Raw genomic sequence first — 17,803 nt, 5'->3', positions numbered from 1 at the left:
CTATCCCCGCCCCACCACCGTCCGGATCGCGAAGCTCGACTGGATCCGCGCCACCCCCGGCAGGCGCGACAGCACCTCCTTGTGCAGGCGCTCGTAATCGCCCGCATCCAAGACCTCGATGCGCATCAGGTAATCGGACAGGCCGGTCATCAGGTAGCAGTCGCGCACCTCGGGGCAGCGGCGCACCGCGGCCTCGAAGCGGTTGAGCGACTCTTCCGTCTGCCGCTCCAGGGTGATCTGGGTTAGCACCACCATGTGGTGCTCGCGCTCGTCGGCCTCGATCAGCGCGGTGTAGCCCCGGATGGTGCCGTTCGTTTCGAGAAGCCGCAGCCGGCGCAGGCAGGCCGAGGGCGACAGGCCGACCTTGGCGGCGAGATCGGCGTTGCTGATGCGCCCGTCGTCGCGCAGGACGCGCAGGATCCGCGCGTCGATCTCGTCCCGTCCCGCCACCGCGCAATTTCCTGTCGTTAAGCCGCAGATCGTTGCGTACCGTAACAGACTCTCGCAGGCCATGCGCCGATCCGGCGAGAAATTCGGCGATCCTTGCGCGACACTCTTCCCACCGACCAGGCGCCGGGTCGGACACCGAGAGGCGAGGCGCGACAGAAGGTTTTGCGGCGATGCGCGTTCTGATCCTCGGCGGCGGCGTGGTCGGCGTCACCTCGGCCTACTACCTCGCCAAGGCCGGTCACGAGGTCACGGTGCTCGACCGCCAGCCGGGCGCGGGCCTCGAGACCAGCTTCGCCAATGCCGGCCAGGTTTCCCCCGGCTATTCGGCGCCCTGGGCCGCCCCGGGCATCCCCGTCAAGGCGATGAAGTGGCTGATGATGCGCCACCGCCCGCTGGTGCTGTGGCCGAGCCTGGAGCCCAAGCTCTACGGCTGGCTCGCCAAGATGCTGGCGAACTGCACCGAGGACGCCTACCGCCGCAACAAGGGCCGGATGGTGCGGCTCGCCGAGTATAGCCGCGACGTGCTGCGCGACCTGCGCACCGAGACCGGCATCACCTACGATCACCGCGAGAAGGGCACGCTCCAGCTCTTCCGCACCCAGAAGCAGCTCGACCATGTCGGCGACGACACCGGCGTGCTCGACGAGTACGGCGTGCCCTACGAGGTGCTGGATCCGGCGGGCTGCATCGCGGCCGAGCCGGCGCTGGCCCGGGTCGGCGGCTCCTTCGTCGGCGGCCTGCGCCTGCCGGGCGACGAGACCGGCGACGCGCATCTGTTCACCCAGCGCCTCGCGGCGATCTGCGAGAGCATGGGCGTCACCATCCGGTACGGCGCGACGATCACCTCACTTCGCCAGGAAGGCGGCCGCATCGTCGGCGTGGGCCTGGCCGGCACCGGCTCTGCTGGCGGCGAGGTGCTGACGGCGGACCGCTACGTCGCCGCCATGGGCAGCTACACCCCGATGATGTTGAAGCCGCTGGGCATCGAGCTGCCGGTCTATCCGGTGAAGGGCTACTCCCTGACCCTGCCGGTCACCGACGCCGAGGCCGCCCCGGTCTCGACCGTGATGGACGAGACCTTCAAGGTGGCGATCACCCGGCTCGGCGACCGCATCCGCGTCGGCGGCACGGCGGAGCTCGCCGGCTTCAGCCAGGCCCTGCGCGGCCCGCGCCGGGCGACCCTGGAGCGCTCGGTCCTTGACCTCTTCCCGCAGGGCGGCGACGTCTCGCAGGCGAAGTTCTGGACCGGCCTGCGCCCGATGACCCCGGACGGCACCCCGATCGTCGGCGCCACGGCCTACGACAACCTCTACACCAATACCGGCCACGGCACGCTCGGCTGGACCATGGCCTGCGGCTCGGGCCGGCTCCTCGCCGACCTGATCGGCGGCCGCGCGCCCGAGATCGACCATCAGGATCTGGCGGAATCGCGCTACGCCAAGGCGGCGTGAGGAGCTTTACCCTCCTCTACGGTTCCTGACATCCTCCGGGTCATCCCGGGGCCGCGAAGCGGAGCCCAGGAACCGTATCACTGCCGCGACCTCGACCTGAACGCATCCCACGTCGGCAAGTCGTCCTCTCCAACCCAGAACCACATCCTGAGGTCACAGGTTGGAAGAACGATCCCGACAAAGACACGCTTCGCGACAACCGCCCTCCCCGCCCTAGATCCCGCCCCGAGCAGGGGAATCGGCGCATGCCATGGGTCGCAGGGGTGGACGGATGCCCGGGCGGCTGGGTCGCGGTCTTCGGGCCGAGCGACGGCCACGATCCCGAAAACATCCGCGCCCGCGTGCTGCCGAGCCTCGAGGCGATCTGCGACGCGCCCGAAGCACCGGGGATCGTGGCGGTCGATATCCCGATCGGCCTGCCCGACCGGGTCGGGCCCGGCGGCCGCACGGCGGAAGTGCTGGTACGGGCGCTGCTCGGACCGCGGCGCGCCTCGGTCTTCCCGACCTCGGCCCGCAGCGTCGTCTACGCGCCCGACTACACCGCGGCCATCGCCCTGTCGCGCCGGCCCGAGACCCAGCCCTTCGCGCCCTCCCCGCCCGCACAGGCGATCTTTCCCCGCATCCGCGAGGCCGACGGCCTCCTGCGCGCCCGGACGGAGCTGCAGGCGCGGGTCTACGAGGTGCATCCGGAGCTCGCCTTCCAGGGCCTCAACGGCGGCACGCCGCTGCCCGAGCCCAAGCGCAAGCCCGCGGGCGCGGCCCTGCGGCGCGACCTCCTGGCCCGTGCCGGCCTGCCCGCCGACCTCCCGGTCCCCAAGGGCGCCAAGCCCGACGACCTGCTCGACGCATTGGCGGCCCTCGCCGTGGCGCGGGCCATCGCCAAGGGCCGCGGCGTGCCCTATCCCGATCCGCCGGAGCGCGACGCCCACGGCCTGACGGCCGCGATCTGGACGCTTCCCCACAGCGAGGCCCCCCGATGACCGACGCTTCCGCCGACCTTCCCACCCGCGACATCGCCCGCGCCCTGGTGCTCGATCCCGCCGGCCGCCTCCTGCTCATCGCCTACGAGGCCTCGCGCGACGTCGATCCGGGCCGGCCGGGCGACCGGACGTTCTGGTTCATGCCCGGCGGCGGCATCGAGCCCGGCGAGACGCCGGAAGAGGCCTGCCGGCGCGAGCTGGAGGAGGAGATCGGCGTCCAGGATGCGCCGCTCGGCCCCCAGGTCGCCCGCTGCGACGGCGCCTTCACGCTGTTCAACAAGTCGCGCTTCGCCCGCGAGCGCTACTTCGTGGTGCGGCTGCCCGACGACAAGGTCGATACCAGCCGTCTCGCCGAGACCGAGGACAACCCGGTCTACGGCACGCGCTGGTGGCCGCTCGACGAACTCGCCGCCACCCACGAGCGAGTGGAACCGCGCGGGCTCGCCGATCTGGCCAAAAGGCTCGTGGCCGGCGAGACGATCCCGGAGGTCGTGACGTTGTCCTGGGGGCCGGGCGCGGCGTAAGCCTGCCGCAGAGGCTCATCCCAAGGAGATCACGACCCATGGCCGACGATCTGTCGTTTCCCCCGGCGCTGGCGGACGGCTACCGCGCCTTCCTGGACGACCGGTTCGTGCGCGAGCAGGACCGCTACGCCAGCCTCGCCGAGGGGCAGAGCCCCGAGATCCTGATCATCAGCTGCTGCGACAGCCGGGTCTCGCCCGAGGTGATCTTCGACGCGCGGCCGGGCGAATTGTTCGTGGTGCGCAACGTCGCCAACCTGGTGCCGCCGTTCGAGACCGGCGGCGAGTACCACGGCACCTCGGCGGCGCTCGAATTCGCCGTGCAGGCGCTCAAGGTGAAGCACATCGTGGTGCTGGGCCACGCCCGCTGCGGCGGCGTGCGCGCCTTCGCGGACGACGCCGCGCCGCTCTCGCCGGGCGACTTCATCGGCCGCTGGGTCTCGCTGATCCGCCCCGCGGCGGAGGCGCTCGGCGACGAGCCGCGCGGGCCGGACTACCTCGAGCAGCTCGAATTCGCCACGGTGACGAACAGCCTCAAGAACCTGATGACGTTCCCCTGCGTGAAGATCCTGGTGGAGCGCGGCAAGCTGCAGCTCCACGGCGCGCATTTCGGCATCGCCACCGGGCAGCTGCGGGTCCGCGACCCCGAGACCGGCGAGTTCCGCCTGGCCGAGCCCGGCCGGGCCGCCGCCCAGACCAAGCTGATCCGCTGCCAGGACGAGGCCGGCAGCGGCGGCTGAGCGACCGGTCGGGGAGGATGCGGAACCCGATCCTCCCCGGACCGGCCGGGAAAACGGCCCCGACATCCAGCTACCGCGTCTGCTTAGTTCGAAAAGATGCCTCGACTATGTATTTCGGCTTAACGGTGTCTTGCATTACATTATGACTCCTTAAACCGATCTGGGCTTATTATCCTATAAGGCCCAACATACTTCGCTCGATCGCCGCCGCTGCCCCAGGGTCGCGCGGTTCCGTCGACAGGGGCCCTCCGAAGAGATCGGACCGAAGCGTTCGATCGACTGCGAGGAAAGGTCATGTCGGCCATGCTGACGATTCGAACGAAGCTCATCTCGACCCTCGGCCTGTTCCTGATCCCGATCGCGCTGCTGTCCGGCCTGTTCGTGATCCAGTCGCGCAAGGACATCGATTTCGCCAGCCGCGAACAGGCAGGGGTCGCCTACCTGCAGACCGCCTGGCCGATCCTGCGCGCGGCCACGCTGTCGCGGATTCCGGCCGCGACGACGGGCGACGACTGGGCCGCCTTCGAGGCCGCACACGCGCGTCACGACCCGGTCATGGGGACCGGCGAGGCCGCCCGCGACCTCGCCCTGGCGCGTGGCAAGGACCCCGCCGCGATCGTGGAGGCCGCCCGCACCCTGGTGACCAAGATCGGCGATGGCTCCAACCTGATCCTCGATCCCGACCTCGATTCCTTCTACGTGATGGACGCCGTCGCGGTGAGGCTGCCGGACCTGCTGCAGCAGGCCGGCACCCTGGCGGCGCTCGCGGTCGAGCTGCGCGGCAAGCCGGCGCTGACGCCCGGCGACGCCGCGCGATTCTTGATCGAGCAGGGTAAGCTCCGCGCGACCGCCGAGGGCCTCCAAGCCTCCCTCAAGGCAGCGTCCAAGGCCAATGCCGACGGCACCGTCGAGGGTGCCCTCGCGGCGCCGGCCACCGCCGTCGTGGCGGCGTTCGAGGCGCTCGACCGGCCCGTCGCCGCCCTCGCCGAGGCCCATGCGGCCGGCCGGCAGACCGCGGCCGACCTCGCGCTGTTCCAGCGCGCCGCGACCGATCTCGTCGCCCGCGCCGACCGGCTGTGGGCGGATGGCGCGGTCGCCCTCGACCGCCTGCTGGCAGCCCGGGTCGCCGGCCTCCAGAACCGTCTGGTGGTGGCGCTCGGGATCGCCGGCTCGGTGACGGTACTGGCCTTCCTGCTCGCCTTCCTGCTGACGCGCTCGGTCGTGCAGGGTCTCGCCGGCCTCGACCGGCGGGTGCGCGCCCTCGCCGACCAGTCGCTCGACGCCGACGTGCCGGAGGCGGGTGGCCGCGACGAGATCGCCGCGCTGGCGCGCGCCATCGTGCACTTCCGCGATCGGACCGCCGAGTCGATCGCCCGGGCGAGCGACGACGAGCACCGCCGGGCGATGATCGAGCAGGAGCGCCGGTTCATGGCGCAGCTCGCCGACCGCATCCGCGACACGGTGGGCGGCGGCGTGCGGCACTTCCAGGAGGTCGCCGTCACCATGCAGGACGCGAGCGCGGGCGTGCAGGACCACGCCACCGATACCCGCGAGCGGCTGTCACGCTCGGTCGAGGATCTCAACGGCACCGCCGCCGAGGTCGCCGGCGCCGCGAGCGCGGTGACGCAGCTCTCGGCTTCGATCGGCGAGATCGCCGGCCAGGCGGCGCAATCGACCGCGGCGATGCAGGACGCGCGCGCCCAGGCGGCGGCCGCCCGCACCCTCGCGGTGCAGCTCTCGGAGCTGAGCGACCGGATCGGCAGCATCACGGGCCTGATCCACTCCATCGCGGGCCAGACCAACCTGCTCGCCCTCAACGCGACGATCGAGGCGGCCCGTGCGGGCGAGGCCGGCAAGGGGTTCGCGGTGGTCGCCGCCGAGGTCAAGTCGCTGGCCGCCCAGACGACCCGGGCGACGGAGGAGATCGACCGGCAGGTCGGCTCGCTGCGAGCCGCCTCCGGCAGCGTGCTCGGCGCCGTGGACGGCATCGCCACGACGGTCGGGACGATCGCCGACATCGGCACCTCGATCGCCTCCGCGGTCGAGGAGCAGAACGCGGCGACCGGCGAGATCACCCAGATGATGCAGACCGTCGCGAACCGGACCCAGACGGTGATCACCGGCATCGCGGTCCTGCCGGGGCTCGCGCGCGAGACCGACGCCCTGGCGACGCGGCTCGCCGCGATGGCGTCGGACCTCAGCGGCGAGGCCGGGCTCGTCAACGGCGAGATCAACCACCTCCTCGTCGAGATCGCCGACCGGCGCGGCGGAGAGCGCTTCCCGGCGGCGGCGGAGGTCGGGGTGACGGTCGCGGGCCGGCACCACCGCTCGACCCTGCAGGACGTGAGCGCGACGGGCGCGCGCCTCACCGCGTTCGGCCCGCCCCTGCCGGTCGGCACGGCGGTGACGATCGAACTCGGCGGCGCCTCGCATCAGGCTCGCGTGATCTGGAGCGACGAGGGCCAGTTCGGCATCACCCTGTCCTCCGGGCCGCTCGATGCCCGGACGCTCTGCGCCTTGAAGGCGCAGGGCGCGGCCGCAGCGCCCACCCGCAAGGCCGCCTGAAGAGCCGGGCGGAAACGGGTCAGTCAGTCCGTCCGCCCGATCCGGGCCGCCAGCGCCGGCGCCAGGCCGGTGCTCGGCTTCGGGTCGGGTCGCCGGAAGGTGCCGGCGGTCGCCTTGCGCGGCCGCTGCGCCGCCACCGCCTCGGCGAGCTTGACCGCCGCCACCACCTGGTCGACCACCGGGACGGGCAGGCGCTCGCGCACCCGGGCGGCGAGACCGGACAGGGGCGCGCCGGCGAAGATCAGCACGTCGGCGCCGTCCTCCTCGACCGTCGCCCGGGCGAGGTCGAGGAGTTGCGCCTCCTTCTCCTCCTGGACGCCGGAGAGCGTCGCGAAGCGCCCCTCCAGCGCCCGCACACCGGCGCAGCGCCGCTCCAGCCCGTGGGCGGCGACGGTCTCCTCGTACCAGGGCACCAGGGCGCGCGCGAAGGTGACGAGGCCGAAGCGCCGGCCGAGCGTGCAGGCGGTGAGCATCGCGGCCTCCGCCAGGCCGATCACCGGATGGTCGAACAGCTCGCGGGCACCCGACAGGCCCGGATCGCCGAAGGCCGCGATGATCGCGGCATCGACCGGGGCTGCCTCGGCCAGCATCTCGAGCGCGATGGCCCCGCCGATCTGCGCCTCCGCCCGGGTCGCGATGTAGGGCACGCCCCGGGGCGCGGTGGCGGTGAGGATCTCGGTGCCGGGCGCGGCGACGGCCGCGGCGGTGGCGCGCATCAGCTCGGTCACGTCACGGCTGGTATTGGGGTTGAGGAGCAGCAGGCGCATCGGGGGTCTTTCGTCGGGCGGCCGGGGATCGGGCGAAGGATCAGGCGGCGGCGGGCCGGGCGAGGCCGGCGAGCAGGGCCGTGCCGGTATGGCCGACATGCTCGGCGAGCAGGCGGCCGGCGCCCGCCGCGTCGCGGGCTTCGAGGGCGTCCAGGATCGCCCGGTGCTCGGCGACCGATTCGTCCCAGCGCGCCCGGCTGTCGAGGGCGCGGCGGCGGGCGATCTCGGCCCGCGCGTGCAGGGCCGCGTGGGCCTCCCGCAACGGCCCGTTGCGGGCGCACGCCACGATCAGGGCGTGGATCCGCTGGTTGAGGGCGAAGTACGGTGCGAGGTCGCCGGCGGCATGATGCACCTCCATCTCGGCCTGGAGCCGACGCAGCCCTGAGAGGTCCGCCGCGGTGGCGCGCAAAGCCGCCAGCTCCGCCGCCGCCCGCTCAATGGCGGCGATCGCCTCGAACAGCTCGCTCACCGCGTCCGGCCGCAGCTCCGCCACGAGCGGCGAGCGGTTGGGGCGCAGCTCCACCAAGCCCTCGACGGCCAGCAGCTTCAGCGCCTCGCGCAACGGCGTGCGCGAGATGCCGAGCGCCGCCGACAGCTCGGTCTCGACCAGCGCGCTCCCTGCCGGCAGGGTGCCGGCGACGATCAGGGCGCGCAGGCGCTCCACCGCCTGATCGTGCAGGCCGCGCCGCGGGCTCAGGGCCTCGGGCTCCAGCAGCACCGGCTTGCGGGGGCGCCCGCGGGGGCGCCGGACCGGATCCATGCGTGTCCTCTCCCTCATCCTCACGGTTCGCGACCATAGCCGCCCCGACCGGCAGCGGGCGCATCAATTCAAGGCAATTCTGCTGTCTGCCTCGTCATTTGGCACGAATTGCATGCAGAGCACCAAAAATGCGTTGCGCCGCCGTCCGGCCCGTCACACCCTGATCCCGCGGCACCCGGAACGCCGCGTTCGAGCGGCCGTCGGGCCCGAGCATCGACGCCGCCGCCCCACCGCGAGGTCTCTCCATGCGCCGTTCCCTCGGCCCCCTGCTGGCCGCCGCCCTGTGGTCCGTTACGCCCGGGTTCCTCGCCCCCGCCTCCGCCCAGGAGGCCCCGGTCAAGGTCGGCTACGCCAAGTGCGCCCATTGCCTGCCGGTCGCGCTGCTGCCGGGGCTCGCCAAGGGCGCGACGATCGAGGCCACCGGCTTCAATTCGGGCAACGACGTGCTCACCGCCCTGATCGCCAAGAGCCTCGACGTCGCGCAGGTGACCTACCTCCACTACGTCACCGCCCTCGACAAAGGCTTCGACATCGTGGCGGTGGCCGGCGAGGTGAATGGCGGCTCGGAATGCCTGTCGTCGAAGGCGCTGAACCTGACGGCCGACGACTGGGCCGGGTTCAAGGCCGCGGTGGAGAAGGCGAAGGCGGCGGGAACCCCGCTCAAGGTCGCGGCGTCCCGCGGCAACGCGCAGGACATCCACATGCGCGGCGCCTTCCTCAAGCAGGGCATCAACCCGAACAAGGACGTGCAGTTCGTCAACATCCCGAACCCGTCCGATCACCTCGCGGCGATGCAGCGGGGCGAGATCGACATGGTCTGCTCGGTCGAGCCCTTCGCCTCGCAGATCCGCATGGCGGGGGCCGCCGCACGTTTCGTGCTGCCCTACGACCAGGCGGCCGGCAACCTGACGAACCTGATCGTCACCCGCTCCGACGTGATCGCCAAGAACCGCGCCGGCGTGCAGGCGGTGGTCGATGCCGACGTGGTCCTGGTCGAGAAGCTGAAGGCCGACAAGGGCGTCTGGGTCGACGTCATCAACCAGAAGACCGGCCTGTCGAAGGAGGTCGCCGCCGCCGCGATCGAGAACGCCGAGCCCGATTACCGCATGCACCGCGCCAAGACCCTGGCGATCGCCGCGATGATGCGGGACCTGAAATACATCGGCCGCGACGTCTCGGCCGACGTGGAGAAGCACATGGACTTCTCGTTCCTCGAGGCCGCCACCAGGAAGACCCGCGATGGCCTCGGCTACTGAGACGGCGCCGCTCGCCCCCGCGACGCCGGCCCCCGCCCGCCGGCTGCCCCGGCGCCTCGTCGCCTTCGCCGAGCGGGCGGCGCTGCCACTCCTCCTCGTCGCCGGCTGGGAGGCGTTTGCCCGCTCCGGCGCCCTGCCGGCGGCGCTCCTGCCGGCCCCGAGCGCCGTGCTGCACGCGCTGGGCGACTGGCTCTTCGGGATCGACGAGAGCACCCAGACCTATTCCGGCCACTGGGTGGCGGACGCGCTGGCGAGCCTGACCCGGGTGGCGGCTGGCTACGCCATAGCGGCGGTCTCGGCGGTTCTGATCGGGGTCGCGATCGGCTGGTGGCGGCTCGTCGAGCGCACCGTCGAGCCGACCCTGCAGATGCTGCGGCCGATCCCGCCGGTCTCGTGGATCCCGCTCGCCATCATCTGGTTCGGCATCGCCGACAAGCCGGCGATCTTCCTGGTCTTTCTCGGCGCGTTCTTCCCCGTCCTGATGAACACCATCCACGGGGTGCGCGGGGTCGACCGCAACCTGATCCGGGCCGGCGCGATGATGGGGGCCTCCGAGCGCCAGCTCCTCACCGACATCGTGCTGCCCGCCGCCCTGCCGTCGATCTTCTCGGGTCTTCGCATCGCCATCGGCTCGGCCTGGATGCTGACGGTGACCGCCGAGATGGTCGCGGTGAAGAGCGGGCTCGGCTACGTGCTGTGGGATTCCTACTACTTCCTGCGCTACGACATCGTGCTTGCCGCGATGATCTCGATCGGGCTGCTCGGATACCTGTCCGATCTCGGCCTCAAGGCGCTGATGGCCTCGGTGCTGCACTGGCAGAAGGGCACGACGGTGCAGGGGCGGTGACCCGCCCCGCTCCTTTCCCGCGGAGAATCCCATGAGCGCGATCGACCTCGCCGACGTCCAGAAAGTCTTTCGCGACCGCGACGGGCGCGACCTCGTGGCGGTGGACCGCACCCGGGCCACGATCGAGGCGGGCGAGTTCGTCTGCCTGCTCGGCCCCTCGGGCTGCGGCAAGTCCACCCTGCTCAACATGATCGCGGGCTTCGAGGCGCCGAGCGCCGGCGAGGTTCGCGTCGCGGGCAGGCGGGTCGAGCGGCCGGGCGCCGACCGCGGCGTGGTCTTTCAGCAGCCGACGCTGATGCCCTGGCTCACGGTGATCGACAACGTCGCCTTCCATCTCAAGCTGAAGGGGATGGGCAAGGCCGAGCGGCACGAGCGGGCCAAGACCTACATCGATCTCGTCGGGCTCACCGGCTTCGAGCGGCACTACCCGGCGGAGCTCTCGGGCGGGATGAGTCAGCGGGTCGGCATCGCCCGGGCGCTCCTGATGAACCCGGCGGTGATCCTGATGGACGAGCCCTTCGCGGCCCTCGACGCCCAGACCAAGATCGAGATGCAGGAGGAGCTGGTCGCGATCTGGCAGCGGGTCGGCGCCACGGTGGTGTTCGTCACCCACTCGGTCGACGAGGCGCTGGTGCTGGCGAGCCGCATCGCCGTGATGAGCCGGCGCCCGGGCCGCATCCGCGAGTTCATCCCCTTCGATCTGCCCCGGCCGCGGGACGTGACGAGCCCGGACTTCAACGACATGAAGCGCCGGGTGCTCGGGATGATCCGCGAGGAATCGACCAGGAAGGCCGCCGCCTGATGATCCGCCTCGGCATGCTCACCCCGTCGTCGAACACCCGGCTCGAACCGGCGACCGCCGACCTCCTGCACGCCGCGCCCGGGATCACGGCGCACTTCTCGCGCTTTCGCGTCACCGAGATCACCCTGTCGGCGGCCGGGCTCGGGCAGTTCGACGAGGCGCCGATCCTGTCGGCCGCCGGGCTCCTCGCCGATGCCAAGGTCGACGCCATCGCCTGGAACGGCACCTCGGCGGCGTGGCTGGGCTTTGCCCGCGACGAGGCCCTGTGCGCCCGGATCACCGACGTCACCGGTATCCCGGCGGCGACCGCCGTGCTGGGCTTTCGCGATGCCTTCACCCGCGCGGGCATCCGCCGGGTCGGCCTCGTCACGCCCTATACCGGCGACGTGCAGGCCAGGATCCAGGCGAACTGGGGGGCGGCCGGGTTCGACTGCACGGCCGAGCGGCATTGCGGCCTGTCCGACAACTTCTCCTTCGCGGAGGTGCCGGTTTCCGAGGTCGCCGCCATGGCGCGGGCCGTGGCCGCCGAGGGCGCGCAAGCCGTGGCGATCGTCTGTACCAACATGGCGGGTGCGGCGATGGTCGAGGAGCTGGAGGCCGAGCTCGGCATCCCGGTCTTCGATTCGATCACCGTCACCCTGTGGGCGGCCTTGCGCGCGGCGGGTGCCGATCCCGGCCGGATTACCGGCCGGGGCGGGCTGTTCCGGCTCTGACGGCGTGTCTGGTCGCTCTATCTCACCCTGGACCTCATCCTGAGGTGTCGGTCGATTGACAATCGAATGACCTCGAAGGAGGTCTCCAGATATCGCTGCGATTCCTGGAGATCTTCTTCGAGACCCCTTTCAGTCGCACCTCAGGATGAGGTCATGGGTGGGATGGAAGTACATATCAGCATCACCCTTGATGCGTCGACGGGCTTTGATCTTCAGCGATCCGCCTTGTCGCCACTGACCGTGAGTTCGAGGTAACGTTGCGTCGTCGGCCGCACGAGGTCGGCCATCTTTTGCGCCATCGCCAGCTCCTCGCGCAGCGACATCTCGAAGGCCGGCAGCCGGGCACCCTGGCCGGCGGCCTCGGCCAGCGTGGTCGGCGCGTCGTAGGCCGCCGCCTCGTCGTTCTCGAAGGCGCGATCGGCGAAGGCATTCTTCAGGATCTCGTCCTGGCCCGGCGCGTGGGCCAAAGCCGCCATGTTGCCGATGAAACCGAGCCCGCCCTCCTTCAGGGCCGAGGGGCTCTACGACATCGCCGCCAGCGCCTCGTCGAGCCGGTCGCGCGTCTCGGCGATGTGGCGGCGCAAGGCCGCGCCCATGTCGGGATCGGCTGTCCGGCCCAACGTCGACCATCTGGGCCGGTTCGGGACAATACTCATACTGTAAAGGAGTATTTTGGGGTCGATGTCGCGCGGAACGCGGGCAGGCAGAGGGCGTTGACCGGCCCCATCGGCGACGGGCCATGCGCGCTCGATCGGCCGACGCTTGAGACGAGGGAGATCCGCATGACCGCTTCCCCGCCCCCCGTGCCGCCGGCCAACCGCTCCGACAAGGGACCGGGCAGCGCCGAGCGCGCCCCGACCGAGACCGGCGCCAAGGACACGGGCCAGACCCGTGATCCGGACAAGATCGGCCAGTCCGGCAACGCGAAGGTGAACACGACCCATCAGGGCCATCAGCAGGACCGCTGAACCGCGAAGGAGTCTCCGCACATGAGCACGTCGACCAAGACCGACGCCGCCGACCGCCATCACGGCGGCCCCGGCAGCAGCCATCAGCGGCCCGACCGGCCGGACCCCACCGCCCAGGCGGGTCCGGCCCCGGGAGAGGCCACCAGCGACAGCCGCTCGCACGTCTCGGGCGGCGGCGGCGAGCGCGACCGGCACCACGCCCACGACCCCGACGGCAAGGGCCGCTCGCCGCGTTCGCACTGAGCGTCGGTACGGCGCGCGGCCCGTGGTGTTTCCCGTGAAACCATCGGCCGCGCCGGGCGCTCCGCTCGGCGCGGCTCACACTGGAGCATTCCAGCGGACCCCGTCGCCGCGCCCCGATCCCGTCACGGCCTCAGCGTGATATCGCCCAGGTCGCGCGGCACGCGGACATCCCTGACGTACCGCGCGCCGCAGGGAGCCGCCACGATGTCCGATCTCGCCCTTTCCCGGTCCGCCACCGGCCTCACCCGTCGCGCCGCCCTGATCGGCGCGGCGCTCGCGACCTGCGCGGTGCGCGGCGCCGCCGCGATGGAGGACGCCGCCGCCCGCCTCGCCCAGCTCGAGCGGCGCGACGGCGGCCGGCTCGGCGTCGAGGTCCGCGACACCGCCACCGGCCGGCGCTTCGGACACCGGGCCGACGAGCGCTTCCCGATGTGCAGCACCTTCAAGGCGATCGCCGCCGCCGCGGTGCTGGCCCGGGCGGACAAGGGCCAGGACGACCTGAACCGGCGCATCTCCTACGGCCGCGACGACCTCCTCAGCTACGCTCCGGTGACGTCGAAGAACGTCGAGACCGGCATGACGCTGGCCGAGCTCTGCGCCGCCGCCGTGGTCTGGAGCGACAACACCGCCGCCAACCTGATGCTGGCCACGATGGGCGGTCCGGCCGGCATCACCGCCTTCGCGCGGGCGCACGGCGACGGCGTCACCCGCCTAGACCGTACCGAGCCGACGCTCAACACCGCGATCGCCGGCGACCCGCGCGACACCACCACCCCGGCGGCGATGGTCGGGCTGCTCGACAACGTCCTGCTCGGCCAGGCCCTCTCGGCGGAATCGCGCGGCAAGCTTGTCGGCTGGATGCACGAGAGCCCGACCGGCCTCAAGCGCGTCCGCGCCGGCCTGCCGGAGGGGTGGCGCACGGCCGACAAGACCGGCACCGGCGACAACGGCACCGCCAACGTGGTGGCCCTGATCCACCGCCCGGACGGTGCGCCGATCCTCGCGGCGGTGTATCTCACCGGATCACCCGCCGAGCCCGCCGCGCGCGACACCCTGCACGCCGAGGTCGGCCGGCTGATCGCCCGGAGCTTCCCGGGCGCCTGATCCGCCCGCGAAGACGCCTCCTGCGAAGACCCGGCCACCGATGTCGAAGACCACCCGCGCCACGCAAGTCCTCGCCCGCGCCGGCATCCCGCACACGGTCCACGCCTACGACTACGACCCGGAGGCGACCCGCATCGGCCTCCAGGCCGCGGAGGCGATGGGCGTGTCGCCCGGCGAGGTGTTCAAGACCCTGATGGCCGCCGTCGACGGCAAGCCGGTCTGCGTGCTGGTGCCCTCCGACCGGGAGGTCTCGCTCAAGAAGCTCGCCGCGGCCTTCGCGGGCAAGTCCGCCGCGATGATGCGCCCGCCCGAGGCCGAGCGGCTGACCGGCTACCATGTCGGCGGCATCAGCCCGCTCGGGCAGAAGCGGGCGGTGCCGACCCTGGTCGACGCCGCCGCCCTCGCGCTCCCCGGGATCTTCGTCAATGGCGGCCAGCGCGGGCTGCAGGTGCGAGTGAGGCCCGACGACCTCGTGCGCGTGCTGCAGGCGCGGACCGAGGCCGTGACCTGACGGAAACGCCCCGTTAACCACGATCCGCCAAGGCTGGTCCCGGATCGCAGGCGGGGACGTGGGATGGGTCACAGTGTGAGGCTCCTGGCGGGCGCGATCGTCCTCGGCCTCGCCGGGCCGGCGGCGGCGGCCGACATGCCCGAGCCGGGCTACTGGCCGGAGCCCCGCCGCGTGCCGGGCCCCGTTCCGGCCCCGCGCTACTTTCCCCGCGGCGACAGCGACGCCTCGCTCGGCACCCGGGGCGATCCCGGCTGCCAGGGCTTCGTGCCCACCAACGCGCCGGGCGATCCCACCTATGTCGGCTCGCCCTTCGGTATCGGCAAGCCGAGCTACTACGGCTTCCCGCCCCCGCGCGGCGTCGACGATCCGTACGGCCGGCGCCTCTCTCGGGGCTGCTGGTAGGTCGCCGGGTCGGGGATCGGCGCCGGGAGTGTCGCCGCCGACTACCTCGCCGGGACCGCGCACGTGGAACGTCGCGACCGGCCTGAACGGAACGACCCCGTCGATGCCGCGCGGCGTCAGGGGGGGCGTCTCCTCGCACAGGGCGGCGGCGTGCACGCCGATCGCGGGATCGCCCTATCCCATTCGTTCGGCGTCGTGCAGTCCGCGATCGGCCGATCGCCTCCCTCCAAGGCTCCCCTGGCGCGGGCTCGTCGCGCCGATTACCGTCGCGCCGGTCCGACCGACAGGAGCCTTCCACGATGACGCCCCCCCCCTCCCCTTCCGCCGTCCTGCGCCTCGGCGACGTCGCCGCCCTGCGGGCGCAGGTGCGGGCCTGGCGGAACGCCGGGGAGACCGTGGCTCTGGTGCCGACCATGGGGGCCCTGCACGAGGGGCACCTCGCCCTGGTGCGGCAGGCGCAGGCGCGCTGCCGGCGGGTCGTGGTCAGCATCTTCGTTAACCCGACGCAGTTCGGCCCCAACGAGGACTTTTCGCGCTATCCCCGCGTGCTCGAGGACGACATCGCGCTCCTCGCCGAGACCGGGGCGGATGCCGCCTACCTGCCCGACGTGGCGACGATGTACCCGCCGGGCTTCGCCACGACCGTGACGGTGGAAGGGCTGACAGACGTCCTGTGCGGCCCGGTGCGGCCGGGGCACTTCGCGGGCGTCGCCACCGTGGTGACGAAGCTGCTGCTCCAGGCCCTGCCCGACGTCGCGCTGTTCGGCGAGAAGGACTTTCAGCAGCTCCAGGTGATCCGGCGCGCGGCGCGCGACCTCGACGTCCCGGTGGCGATCGAGGGCGTGCCGACGGTGCGGGAGGCCGACGGCCTCGCCCTGTCGTCGCGCAACCGCTACCTCTCGGACGAGGAGCGGCGGGCCGCGCCGACGATCCACGCGGTGCTGCAGCGGGTGGCCGCGGCGGTGCGCGGCGGCGCGGCGACGGCGCCCGCCCTGGCGGAGGGCCGGGCCGCGCTCGAGGCGGCGGGATTCGGGCCCGTGCAGTACCTGTCGGTGAACGACGCCGAGAGCTTGGCGCCGCTGGATCGGGTCGCGGGCCCGGCCCGGGTGCTGGTGGCGGCCTATCTCGGCCGCACCCGCCTGATCGACAACGTCGCGGTCTGACGCGACCGCGACGGCGGGCGGGGTCCGGCCCCGCCCGGGACTTTAGTCCCGCACGGGACGTCAGTCCCGCAGCAGGTCGTTGATCGCGGTCTTCGCCCGGGTGCCGGCATCGACGCGCTTGACGATGACGGCGCAGTAGAGCGACGGGCCCGGGGTGCCGTCCGGCAGCGCCTTGCCGGGCTGGGTGCCCGACACCACCACCGAGTAGGGCGGCACCCGGCCGTAGGTCACCTCGCCGGTGGCCCGGTCGATGATCTTGGTCGAGGCGCCGATATAGACGCCCATCGACAGCACGCTGCCCTCGCCGACGATCACGCCCTCGGCCACCTCGGCGCGGGCGCCGATGAAGCAGTTGTCCTCGATGATGACCGGGTTGGCCTGGAGCGGCTCGAGCACGCCGGCGATGCCGGCGCCGCCGGAGATGTGGCAGTGCTTGCCGATCTGGGCGCAGGAGCCGACCGTGGCCCAGGTGTCGATCATCGAGCCCTCGCCGACATGGGCGCCGAGATTGACGAAGGACGGCATCAGCACCACGCCGGGGGCGATGTGGGCGCCCCGGCGCACCACCGCGCCCGGCACCGCCCGGAAGCCCGCGGCGCGGAAGCGCGCGGCGTCCCAGCCCTCGAACTTCGACGGCACCTTGTCCCACCAGCCGCCGCCGCCCGGACCGCCCTCGATCAGCGACATGTCGTTGAGGCGGAAGGAGAGCAGCACCGCCTTCTTGAGCCACTGGTTGACGTGCCAGTCGCCGCCCTCGGCCTTCTCGGCGACCCGGGCCTGACCGGAATCGAGCAGCGCCAGGGCGGCGTCGACCGCCTCGCGCACCGGCCCGCGCGTGTCCGCGCCGACAGCAGCGCGGTCCTCCCAGGCGGCTTCGATGGTCCGGGCGAGATCGGCGTGCGACATGGGAGGCGTCCAGGGCGGGAGGGAAGTCGTGTCGGCGTCCCCTCTATCAAAGCCTCGGGCCCGCTGTCACGCCGGGTCGGCGGCGCGGCTGCCGGCAAAGGTACGGGTCAGCGCGGCGAGCTCGTCGGCGAGCGCGTCGTGGATCACCGCGGCCGCGTCGGGAAACACCTCGAGCACCCGGCGCATGAGCGCCTGGGTGACGACCATCACCTCGACCGGCTCGTCCCCGGCCCGGGCCGTGCTCGGCCGCTCCAGGGGGAGGAACAGGGCGGTCTGCCCGATCAGCGCGGACGGCCCGGCCTCGACCGGCGCGCCGTGGGGCGAGCGCGGCTCCAGCACCACGATGCCGCTCGTCACCACGAACCCGCCATCGGCCGGCGCGCCGCGGGAGAACAGCACGGCGCCGGGCGCCAGCCGGCGGCGCTCGGCCGCGAACGAGATCAGCCGCAGGGCGTCCCGGTCCATCAATCCGAACAGCGGCGCCGCGGCCAGGATCGCGATGTCGTCGTCGAGCGCCAACGGCCCCGCTCTCCCCCTGCCGTGCAACCCCGGCGCGACCGTCCCGCCCCCGGGCGATCCGGCCAAGCTCTAGCCGATCCGGTGCCGCGGCACCATGCGCGCGGACCCCTCTTACGGTGTGCGGCCGCTCGCGCC

At 72.4% G+C, this 17,803-nt stretch carries 21 protein-coding genes; 15 read left to right on the top strand and 6 right to left on the bottom strand.

Translation table 11 applies throughout. The features are described from left to right. A complete protein-coding gene (locus tag HPY23_RS27900; protein WP_244537501.1) occupies positions 1-450 on the bottom strand; it encodes an Lrp/AsnC family transcriptional regulator in 450 nt (149 codons plus the stop codon). A gap of 89 nt (positions 451-539) precedes the next feature. On the opposite strand from HPY23_RS27900, the gene HPY23_RS27895 reads away from it, so the two are divergent. From HPY23_RS27895 to HPY23_RS27875, 5 genes are all read left to right on the top strand, one after another. Continuing rightward, positions 540-1,901: a D-amino acid dehydrogenase gene (locus tag HPY23_RS27895; protein ID WP_413231099.1), complete on the top strand. Its 1,362-nt coding sequence runs from the start codon at positions 540-542 to the stop codon at positions 1,899-1,901. A gap of 245 nt (positions 1,902-2,146) precedes the next feature. Beyond that, on the top strand, positions 2,147-2,881 hold the full coding sequence (locus HPY23_RS27890) for a DUF429 domain-containing protein (RefSeq protein WP_091882990.1): 735 nt from the start codon (positions 2,147-2,149) through the stop codon (positions 2,879-2,881). Next, positions 2,878-3,405: an NUDIX hydrolase gene (locus HPY23_RS27885; RefSeq protein WP_060845348.1), complete on the top strand. Its 528-nt coding sequence runs from the start codon at positions 2,878-2,880 to the stop codon at positions 3,403-3,405. The genes HPY23_RS27890 and HPY23_RS27885 overlap by 4 nt, the downstream gene beginning before the upstream one ends. A 38-nt stretch (positions 3,406-3,443) precedes the next feature. Then, the gene (locus HPY23_RS27880) at positions 3,444-4,142 is read left to right on the top strand and encodes a carbonic anhydrase (RefSeq protein ID WP_060845347.1); all 699 of its coding nucleotides are present in this window, start codon (positions 3,444-3,446) and stop codon (positions 4,140-4,142) included. A 303-nt stretch (positions 4,143-4,445) separates the two neighbouring features. Further along, positions 4,446-6,707 (top strand): methyl-accepting chemotaxis protein, encoded by a 2,262-nt coding sequence (locus HPY23_RS27875; protein WP_236012949.1) that lies wholly within the window; start codon positions 4,446-4,448, stop codon positions 6,705-6,707. Between the two features lie 23 nt (positions 6,708-6,730). Here HPY23_RS27875 and HPY23_RS27870 read toward each other — a convergent pair whose 3' ends face one another. Next, the gene (locus tag HPY23_RS27870) at positions 6,731-7,474 is read right to left on the bottom strand and encodes an aspartate/glutamate racemase family protein (protein ID WP_091882983.1); all 744 of its coding nucleotides are present in this window, start codon (positions 7,472-7,474) and stop codon (positions 6,731-6,733) included. A gap of 40 nt (positions 7,475-7,514) precedes the next feature. After that, complete coding sequence (locus HPY23_RS27865) at positions 7,515-8,234, bottom strand: GntR family transcriptional regulator (RefSeq protein WP_060845344.1); 720 nt, start codon at positions 8,232-8,234, stop codon at positions 7,515-7,517. Positions 8,235-8,479: 245 nt separating this feature from the next. Here HPY23_RS27865 and HPY23_RS27860 point away from each other — a divergent pair, with 245 nt between their 5' ends. The 4 genes from HPY23_RS27860 to HPY23_RS27845 are packed head-to-tail and all read left to right on the top strand — an operon-like array spanning position 8,480 to position 11,852. After that, positions 8,480-9,490 carry an ABC transporter substrate-binding protein gene (locus tag HPY23_RS27860; RefSeq protein ID WP_091882980.1) on the top strand — a complete coding sequence of 337 codons (1,011 nt, stop codon included), beginning with the start codon at positions 8,480-8,482 and terminating at the stop codon, positions 9,488-9,490. Next, positions 9,474-10,337 carry an ABC transporter permease gene (locus HPY23_RS27855; protein ID WP_091882977.1) on the top strand — a complete coding sequence of 288 codons (864 nt, stop codon included), beginning with the start codon at positions 9,474-9,476 and terminating at the stop codon, positions 10,335-10,337. The genes HPY23_RS27860 and HPY23_RS27855 overlap by 17 nt, the downstream gene beginning before the upstream one ends. A 31-nt stretch (positions 10,338-10,368) precedes the next feature. After that, a complete protein-coding gene (locus HPY23_RS27850; RefSeq protein WP_091882974.1) occupies positions 10,369-11,139 on the top strand; it encodes an ABC transporter ATP-binding protein in 771 nt (256 codons plus the stop codon). Continuing rightward, the gene (locus HPY23_RS27845) at positions 11,139-11,852 is read left to right on the top strand and encodes a maleate cis-trans isomerase family protein (protein ID WP_175539868.1); all 714 of its coding nucleotides are present in this window, start codon (positions 11,139-11,141) and stop codon (positions 11,850-11,852) included. Before HPY23_RS27850 ends, HPY23_RS27845 begins: the two co-directional genes overlap by 1 nt. A gap of 212 nt (positions 11,853-12,064) precedes the next feature. Here HPY23_RS27845 and HPY23_RS33300 read toward each other — a convergent pair whose 3' ends face one another. Then, positions 12,065-12,361, bottom strand: coding sequence for a DUF892 family protein (locus HPY23_RS33300; RefSeq protein WP_268926721.1), 297 nt, complete (start codon positions 12,359-12,361; stop codon positions 12,065-12,067). A gap of 273 nt (positions 12,362-12,634) precedes the next feature. Here HPY23_RS33300 and HPY23_RS27835 point away from each other — a divergent pair, with 273 nt between their 5' ends. The 6 genes from HPY23_RS27835 to panC all read left to right on the top strand — a co-directional run bounded on the left by HPY23_RS27835 (position 12,635) and on the right by panC (position 16,243). Then, entirely contained in the window at positions 12,635-12,820 is a 186-nt protein-coding gene (locus HPY23_RS27835; RefSeq protein WP_060845339.1) for a hypothetical protein, read from the top strand. 21 nt (positions 12,821-12,841) lie between these two features. Next, positions 12,842-13,063 carry a hypothetical protein gene (locus HPY23_RS27830; RefSeq protein WP_060845338.1) on the top strand — a complete coding sequence of 74 codons (222 nt, stop codon included), beginning with the start codon at positions 12,842-12,844 and terminating at the stop codon, positions 13,061-13,063. A 204-nt stretch (positions 13,064-13,267) separates the two neighbouring features. Next, entirely contained in the window at positions 13,268-14,167 is a 900-nt protein-coding gene (gene bla, locus HPY23_RS27825; RefSeq protein WP_060845337.1) for a class A beta-lactamase, read from the top strand. A gap of 40 nt (positions 14,168-14,207) precedes the next feature. Beyond that, entirely contained in the window at positions 14,208-14,678 is a 471-nt protein-coding gene (gene ybaK / locus HPY23_RS27820; protein ID WP_091882970.1) for a Cys-tRNA(Pro) deacylase, read from the top strand. A 63-nt stretch (positions 14,679-14,741) separates the two neighbouring features. Further along, positions 14,742-15,080: a hypothetical protein gene (locus HPY23_RS27815; protein ID WP_091882967.1), complete on the top strand. Its 339-nt coding sequence runs from the start codon at positions 14,742-14,744 to the stop codon at positions 15,078-15,080. 299 nt (positions 15,081-15,379) lie between these two features. Next, positions 15,380-16,243, top strand: coding sequence for a pantoate--beta-alanine ligase (gene panC / locus HPY23_RS27810; protein ID WP_091882964.1), 864 nt, complete (start codon positions 15,380-15,382; stop codon positions 16,241-16,243). Between the two features lie 60 nt (positions 16,244-16,303). Here panC and dapD read toward each other — a convergent pair whose 3' ends face one another. Both dapD and HPY23_RS27800 read right to left on the bottom strand, forming a co-directional pair. Further along, a complete protein-coding gene (dapD, locus tag HPY23_RS27805; protein WP_091882961.1) occupies positions 16,304-17,149 on the bottom strand; it encodes a 2,3,4,5-tetrahydropyridine-2,6-dicarboxylate N-succinyltransferase in 846 nt (281 codons plus the stop codon). A 66-nt stretch (positions 17,150-17,215) separates the two neighbouring features. Then, positions 17,216-17,668: a Crp/Fnr family transcriptional regulator gene (locus tag HPY23_RS27800; RefSeq protein WP_060845332.1), complete on the bottom strand. Its 453-nt coding sequence runs from the start codon at positions 17,666-17,668 to the stop codon at positions 17,216-17,218. Between the last annotated feature and the right edge of the window lie 135 nt (positions 17,669-17,803).

Source organism: Methylobacterium ajmalii (genome assembly GCF_016613415.1).
Classification (GTDB): domain Bacteria; phylum Pseudomonadota; class Alphaproteobacteria; order Rhizobiales; family Beijerinckiaceae; genus Methylobacterium; species Methylobacterium ajmalii.
This window is presented reverse-complemented; position numbering and strand designations above follow the sequence as displayed.